Raw genomic sequence first — 7,156 nt, 5'->3', positions numbered from 1 at the left:
CGGGTGGCGCCGGTGCGGGGCTGCGCCGGCCGGGCGGGCTGGCGGGCGGGCTGGCGGGACGGCGCCGGCCGCTGGGTGGGGCGTCGGCCCGGTCCCTGGGTCACCCGCTCACCTGCCCGTGGTCTGGCCGGTCGTCCGGCCCGTCGTGTCCTGCTGCTGCTTCGTCTGCTGCTGCTTCGTCTGCTTCGTCGGCGTCTGCTTCGTCGGCTGCTGCTCGGTCGGCTGCTTCTTCTGGCCGGTCGGCGACGCGGTGGGCTTCGCCGTCACGGTAGGTGCGGGCGGGGCCTTGGCCGCGGCTGCCACGCCGAGCACCGTGCCGTCCTGCAGCCGCAGGAACGCCGGCGACCCCGCGGGCACCATCCCGAGCGCCCGGGCCCTGGCGCCCAGGCGCACGGGGTCGGCGGCGGACTCGATCTCCTGGCGCAGCTGCTGCTGGCGGTCGCCCAGCCGGGTCGAGGTGTCCGTGAGGGCGTGGATGGTGAACGACCCGCTGGCCATCGCGGTGTTCAGCAGCAGCAGCGCGACCAGCCCGCCGCCGAGCAGCAGCAGGCACGCCGCGACGAACACCGAGCGCCCGCGGTCGACGACCGGCACGGGCACGACGCGCAGCGAGGTGCGGGGGCCGCGCGCGGACCGCGCCGGGGCCGACGCGGGGGACGCGGCCGTCGCGTGCGCGCCACGGGTGGCCCGAGCGGTCGCCCCCGTCGTCGGGTGCGCGGCGGTGGCGGGCTGCGCGGCCCGGGCGGCGGCCGCCGCGGAAGCGGCTCGACGTGCGCTGCCGGCGCTGCTGGTGGCCAGGCTGTGGCTCATGCGGCACGTCCCGTCGTGGTCCTGGTGCGCTCGGCGGCCCGCAACCGCACCGAGGCGGCGCGCGGGTTGTCCTCGATCTCGTCCGGGCTCGCGACCTCCGCGCCCCGGGTGAGCAGGCGCAGGTACGGCGCGTGCTCGGGCAGCTCGACCGGCAGGCCGGGCGGCGTGGTGCTGCGGGCGCCGGCGGCCAGCACCTGCTTCACCGCGCGGTCCTCGAGCGAGTGGTACGACAGCACCGCGAGCCGGCCGCCCACGGCGAGCGCGTCGACGGCGTCGGGCAGCACGGTCGCCAGCGCGTCGAGCTCGCCGTTCACCTCGATCCGCAGCGCCTGGAAGGTGCGCTTGGCCGGGTTGCCGCCCGCGTGCCGGGTGGCGGCGGGCACGTTGGCGCGGACGACGTCCACCAGCCGGGCGGACGTCGTGAACGGTGCCGTCTCGCGCTCGCGCACCACGGCGGCGGCGATCCTCCGGGCGAACCGCTCCTCGCCGTAGTCGCGCAGCACCCGGGCGAGCTCGTCGGCGGGGTAGGTGTTCAGCACCTCGGCGGCCGTGGTGCCGCTCCCCTGGTCCATCCGCATGTCGAGGGGCGCGTCGACCCGGTAGGCGAAGCCGCGCTGCTCCTCGTCGAGCTGCAGCGACGACACGCCCAGGTCGAGCAGCACCCCCTGCACGCTCGCCAGCCCGAGGTCGGCCAGCACCTGCGCGAGCTCGTCGAACACCGCGTGCACCAGGCGCACCCGCTCGCCGAAGCCGGCCAGCCGCTCACCCGCCAGGGCCAGCGCCTGCTCGTCGCGGTCGATGCCGACCAGCACGGCCTCGGGGCAGCGCCGCAGCAGCGCCTCGGCGTGCCCGCCCATCCCGAGGGTGCCGTCCACGACCACCGAGCCGGCCGTCTCGAGCGCCGGGGCGAGCAGGTCGACGACGCGGTCGCGCAGCACTGGGACGTGCCGGTCGGCGGCGCTCCCGGTGGGCGGCATCGCGGTCCCTCCCTGCTGCGTGCTGCGGACTGCTCGGTCTGCTCTGCTCGGACTGCTCGGACTGCGGTGCGGGGTGCCCGTCCGGTCTGGTCCCCAACCGCTCGCCGCGCGCCTGGCACCGGGGAAGGTGCGCCAGGAGCGGGAGCGGGTGGAGACCGGACCGCACGGACGGGCTAGATGAGGCCGGGGACGACCTCCTCGGCCTGCTCGGCGAAGGACTGCTCGGTCGACTCGAGGTACGACGCCCACGCCGCGGCGTCCCAGATCTCCAGGCGCGACCCGGCACCGATCACGGCCAGCTCGCGGTCGAGGCCGGCGTACTGGCGCAGGTTCGGCGGCACGGTGACCCGGCCCTGCTTGTCGGGCACCTCGTCGCTGGCGCCCGAGAGGAAGACGCGCAGGTAGTCGCGGGCTCCCTTGCTGGTGACCGGGGCGGTGCGCATCTGGTCGGCCAGCCGCTCGAACTCCGACATCGCGAAGACGTAGAGGCAGCGCTCCTGGCCGCGGGTGACGACGAGCCCGTCGGCCAGCTCCGCCCGGAACTTGGCGGGGAGGATCAGCCGGCCCTTGTCGTCGAGGCGTGGCGTGTACGTCCCGAGGAACACGCGCCACCACCCCTCCCCTGCTCGACCCTGCCCGACCCTGCTGCTCCCGCGCGCTCCACCGTACTCCACTTCACTCCCCGGTCAAGCGTTCTCGCCGCAGGCCGTCTCACCGTCGTGCGCGTCTGCGCAGGTCAGGCGCGGTGTCTTCACCGATCGGCCACGGAGCGCGACCACCTCATCACAGGTCGAGCGGGCCTCTGGAAAGGGGGCGAAACGGCATCCACCGGGCACGATCCGTGCGTCGGACGCCGTCGTAGGGGGTGCCGGACCGCCGGGGTGGGGGGAAGTGGAGGAGGTGGGGCGGCGCGGTCGGGATCACCGCGACGGCTCCGTGCGTTGTGCGGCAGGGCGATCGCGGTGCTCCGACCCGGGCCGCGGCGCGAGGTGGGGTGCGCCGTTCGCAGGCAGCGCCCAGGATCGACTGCGAGACTTCCCAGCAGGCACGACGTACCACGCAGCACGACGCACCACGACCGACGACCACGACCTCGCCCGCGAGGCGACGTCAGCTGGAGGGCACGTGAGCACGACCAGCGCAGCAGCGCGGACGCCGGACGACGAGGTCGGCCGTGCCGTCGGTCAGGGCCGCGGCCCCGACCTCGAGGGCGGCCCGGACACCGCGTCGCTGGCCGACCTGCAGGCCACCGCGTTCCGGATCGGGCGCGCGATCGAGACGGTCATCGAGGGCAAGCCGGACGTCGTCCGCACCGCGCTCACGGTGCTGCTGGCCGAGGGGCACCTGCTCATCGAGGACGTGCCGGGCGTCGGCAAGACGATGCTGGCCAAGGCGCTGGCCCGCGCCGTCGACTGCAGCGTGCGGCGCATCCAGTTCACGCCCGACCTGCTGCCCAGCGACGTCACCGGCGTCAGCATCTACAACCAGGACCAGCGCGACTTCGAGTTCAAGCCCGGCGCCGTCTTCGCCAACGTGGTGCTCGGTGACGAGATCAACCGCGCCTCGCCCAAGACGCAGTCGGCCCTGCTGGAGTGCATGGAGGAGCGGCAGGTCACCGTCGACGGCGTCACCTACGGCCTCGAGGCGCCGTTCATCGTGGTCGCCACGCAGAACCCCATCGAGATGGAGGGCACGTACCCGCTGCCCGAGGCGCAGCGCGACCGCTTCATGGCACGGCTGTCGATGGGCTACCCCTCCCCCTCCGCCGAGCTCGACATGCTGAGCAACCACGGCTCGGCCACGCCGCTCGACCAGGTGGAGCCGGTCGCGTCGGCAGCCGACGTGCGCGCGCTGGTGCGCACCGTGCAGGGCCTCTGGGTGAGCGACGCGGTCAAGCAGTACGTCGTCGACCTGGCCACCGCGACGCGCACCAGCCCCGACCTGCGGCTGGGCGCCTCGCCGCGCGCCACCCTGCAGCTGCTGCGGGCCGCGCGCGCGCACGCCGCGCTCGAGGGCCGCGACCACGTGCTGCCGGACGACGTGCAGGCGCTGGCCGTGGCCGTGCTCGCCCACCGGCTGCTGCTCACGCCGGACGCGCTGCTCGCGCGGCGCTCCGCCCAGGACGTCGTCCAGGCCCTGCTGCGCCAGGTCCCCGTGCCGGGCTCGCCGAACGGGTCGCACGGCCCGTCGGCGTCGCGCCGCTAGCGACGCCGTGGCCACCCGGACGACGCGGGTCACCCGCCGGCTCACCGAGCCGCTCGGGCGCCTCACCTCGCGCGGGCGCGCGGTGCTCGCGGCCGGGCTGACCGCCGTCGTCTGCGCCCTGGCGCTCGGTCAGCGCGACCTGCTGCGGGTCGGCGTGCTGCTCGCGCTGGTGCCCGTGTTGACGGTCGTGGTGCTGGGCCGCACGCGCTACCGGCTGGCCTGCACCCGCACCGTGTCGCCGCTGCGGGTCGAGGTCGGCGCGCCCGCCCAGGTCGTGCTCGAGGTCGCCAACGTCTCGGGCGGTCGCTGCGGGCTGGTGCTCGCCGAGGAGGAGGTGCCCTACGGCCTGGGCACCCGCCCGCGCTTCGTGCTGCCCGGCCTCGAGCCCGGCGAGCGCCGCGCCATCAGCTACCCCGTGCGCTCGCCGCGGCGCGGCCGGTACGCCGTCGGGCCGCTCAGCCTGACCCTCACCGACCCGTTCGGCATGGGCCGGCACCGCCGCTCCTTCACCAGCCGCGACCTGCTCGTCGTGACGCCGGCGGTGGTGCGGCTGCCGCGGATCGCGCTGGCCGGCGACTGGAACGGCTCGGGCGACACCCGCCCGCGCTCGGTGTCGGCCACCGGCGAGGACGACGTCACCACCCGCGAGTACCACCAGGGCGACGACCTGCGCCGGGTGCACTGGCGCTCGACCGCCCGCCGCGGCGAGCTCATGGTGCGGCGCGAGGAGCAGCCCTGGCAGAGCCGGGCGGTGCTGCTGCTCGACCGCCGCCGCACCGCCTACGACGGCGAGGGCGCCGAGTCGACGTTCGAGTGGGCCGTGTCGGCCGTCGCCTCGCTCGCCGTGCACCTGGTCGAGCGCGGGTACGCCGTGCGGCTGGTCGACGGCAGCGAGGGCGACGTCGACCCGGCCTGGGACCACGCGAGCGCCGCGCTGGCGCAGGTGTCGGCCGCAGGCGTCCTGGACTCCCTGGCCACCACGTCGCTCGGCGGCGAGATCGAGCTGACCCGCGCCGCGCGCAGCGCCTCCCGGGCGACCAACGGCGGGCTCGTGGTCGCGGCGCTCGGCCGGCTGTCGGCCGACGACCTCAGCCTGCTGGCCGGGCTGCACCGGCCGGGCACCACCTGCGTGGCGCTCATCGCCCCGCAGCCGATCGGCCCGGCCGGGGCGGCCGAGGCCGCGGAGACGTCGTCCGCGACGCTGCTGCGCTCCGGCGGCTGGGACGTCGTGCAGGCCCGGGCCGGCGAGACCTTCGACCGCACCTGGGCCCGGGTCGGCCCCGAGCGCGGCGGCGGCGTCGCCGCGCCCACGCTCGATCCCGCCGGCCGCACCACCGCAGGAGACGCCCGATGACCGTCCGCGACCGCCTCACCGGTCCGCTCGCCGCGCTGGCGACGATCCTCACGCTCTGGTCGATGCGACCGGTCGTCGAGGGCGCGCGCTGGGTGGCGACGTCCGTCGTCGTGGTGCTGCTCACCCTCGCCGTCGGCGCCGCACTGCGCTGGGCCCGCGTGCCGGCCGGGCTGGTGCTGCTCGGGCAGGCCGTGGTCGCGGCCGTGGTGCTGACCGTCGTGTTCGCCGGCCCCGAGGCGGTGCTCGGTCTGGTGCCCGGCCCCGACGCCTTCGGCCGCTTCGGCGAGCTGCTGCGCGACGCGGGCGACACGGTGAACCGCTACTCGGCTCCGGTGCCCAGCAGCCCCGGCATCGACTTCATGGTGTCGCTCGGCGTCGCGGTGATCGCGCTCGCCGTCGACTCCCTCGCGGTCTCCCTGCGCTCGCCCGCGGCCGCCGGCCTGCCGCTGCTCGCGCTCTACTGCGTGCCCGCGGCGGTCGTGCCGGACGGGCTGCCCTGGCGCTACTTCGCCGTGGCCGCGGTGGGCTGGCTGCTGCTGCTGGCGCACGACGCCGGCGGGGCGGTCACCCGCTGGGGCCGGCTGCTGCCGCGCTGGGGCGGTGGGGCGCCGAGCCGGCAGACCATCCTGAGCGACACGTCGGCGCTGGCCGCCACCGGTCGCCGGCTGGGCGTCGTCGCCGTCCTGGCCGCGGTGCTGGTGCCGGCGGTGCTGCCGGGGCTGCCCGACGGCCTGCTGACCCGCGGCGGGACGGGCGGCACCGGCACGGGCACCGGCACGCTCAGCGTGATCAACCCCGTGCTGCAGCTGCGCGACAACCTGAGCCCCCGGCAGGACGTCGAGGTGCTGCGGTACACGACGACGCAGACGGCCGTGGCGCCGCTGCGCATCGTGACCGCCGACACCTTCGACGGCGAGACCTGGAAGCCCGGCACGACCGACGTCTCGCGCCGCAACCGAGCCGCCAAGGGCCTGCCGAACCCGCCCGGTCTCACCGACGCGATCGCCCGGCAGGCGTACACGATGCGGATCGACGTCAGCCCGAACCTCGACCAGGACTTCCTGCCGCTGCCCTACCCGGCGCGCAAGGTCGACATCGACGGCGCCTGGCTCTACGACGCCGCCTCGCTGAACGTGCTGGGCGAGGGCGAGACGGTGCGCGACAAGTCGTACAGCGTCGACTACCTCGACGTGACGCCCACCGCCGACCAGCTGCGGGCGGCGCCCGCCGCCGCGCAGGACACGATGCAGCGCTACGTCCGCCTGCCGTCGTCGCTGCCCGACGTCGTGCGCCAGCGGGCCCTCGAGGTGACGCAGGGCGCGAGCACGGCCTACGACCAGGCGATGGCGCTGCAGGAGTGGTTCCGCTCGAAGGGCGGCTTCACCTACAGCACCCAGGCCCCGGCCGACTCCGGCGGCGACGCGGTCGCCGACTTCCTGCAGAGCAAGCAGGGGTTCTGCATCCAGTTCGCCTCGGCGATGGCCACGATGTCGCGCTCGCTGGGCATCCCGGCTCGCATCGGCGTCGGCTTCCTGCCCGGCACCCCGGACGGTCAGAACACCTGGTCGGTGCGCCTGACCGACGCGCACGCCTGGCCCGAGCTGTACTTCGAGGGCGTCGGCTGGGTGCGGTTCGAGCCGACCCCCGCCACCCGCACCGGCGCGCCCCCCGCGTGGGCGGCCCCGGCGACGACCGGCGGCACCAGCGACACCGCGTCGACGTCCGGTGCGACCGACGCCGCCACCGGCTCCAGCGCCACCAGCTCGCTCGACCCGCGGCTGGCCGCCCAGCAGGCCCGCGACGCCGCGGC

General features: G+C 76.0%; 6 protein-coding genes. 3 read left to right on the top strand and 3 right to left on the bottom strand.

Going from position 1 to position 7,156, the window contains the following annotated elements; all coding sequences use genetic code 11:
• Positions 1–108: 108 nt before the first annotated feature.
• From ACYVI6_RS17525 to mraZ, 3 genes are all read right to left on the bottom strand, one after another.
• Positions 109–810, bottom strand: coding sequence for a cell division protein FtsL (locus ACYVI6_RS17525; RefSeq protein WP_460447598.1), 702 nt, complete (start codon positions 808–810; stop codon positions 109–111).
• Positions 807–1,787, bottom strand: coding sequence for a 16S rRNA (cytosine(1402)-N(4))-methyltransferase RsmH (gene rsmH, locus ACYVI6_RS17520; protein ID WP_460447597.1), 981 nt, complete (start codon positions 1,785–1,787; stop codon positions 807–809). Before rsmH ends, ACYVI6_RS17525 begins: the two co-directional genes overlap by 4 nt.
• A 173-nt stretch (positions 1,788–1,960) precedes the next feature.
• Complete coding sequence (gene mraZ, locus ACYVI6_RS17515) at positions 1,961–2,392, bottom strand: division/cell wall cluster transcriptional repressor MraZ (RefSeq protein ID WP_460447596.1); 432 nt, start codon at positions 2,390–2,392, stop codon at positions 1,961–1,963.
• Between the two features lie 625 nt (positions 2,393–3,017).
• On the opposite strand from mraZ, the gene ACYVI6_RS17510 reads away from it, so the two are divergent.
• From ACYVI6_RS17510 to ACYVI6_RS17500, 3 genes are all read left to right on the top strand, one after another.
• Positions 3,018–3,992: an AAA family ATPase gene (locus ACYVI6_RS17510; RefSeq protein WP_460447599.1), complete on the top strand. Its 975-nt coding sequence runs from the start codon at positions 3,018–3,020 to the stop codon at positions 3,990–3,992.
• A 7-nt stretch (positions 3,993–3,999) separates the two neighbouring features.
• The gene (locus ACYVI6_RS17505; RefSeq protein ID WP_460447595.1) at positions 4,000–5,346 is read left to right on the top strand and encodes a DUF58 domain-containing protein; all 1,347 of its coding nucleotides are present in this window, start codon (positions 4,000–4,002) and stop codon (positions 5,344–5,346) included.
• On the top strand, positions 5,343–7,156 hold a 1,814-nt coding region (locus tag ACYVI6_RS17500; protein ID WP_460447594.1), incomplete at its 3' end, for a transglutaminase family protein. The genes ACYVI6_RS17505 and ACYVI6_RS17500, both read left to right, overlap by 4 nt.

The sequence above is a fragment of the Angustibacter aerolatus genome (assembly GCF_054776675.1).
The sequence above is the reverse complement of the archived record's forward strand: the minus strand, read 5'-3'. Positions and strand labels throughout refer to the sequence as shown.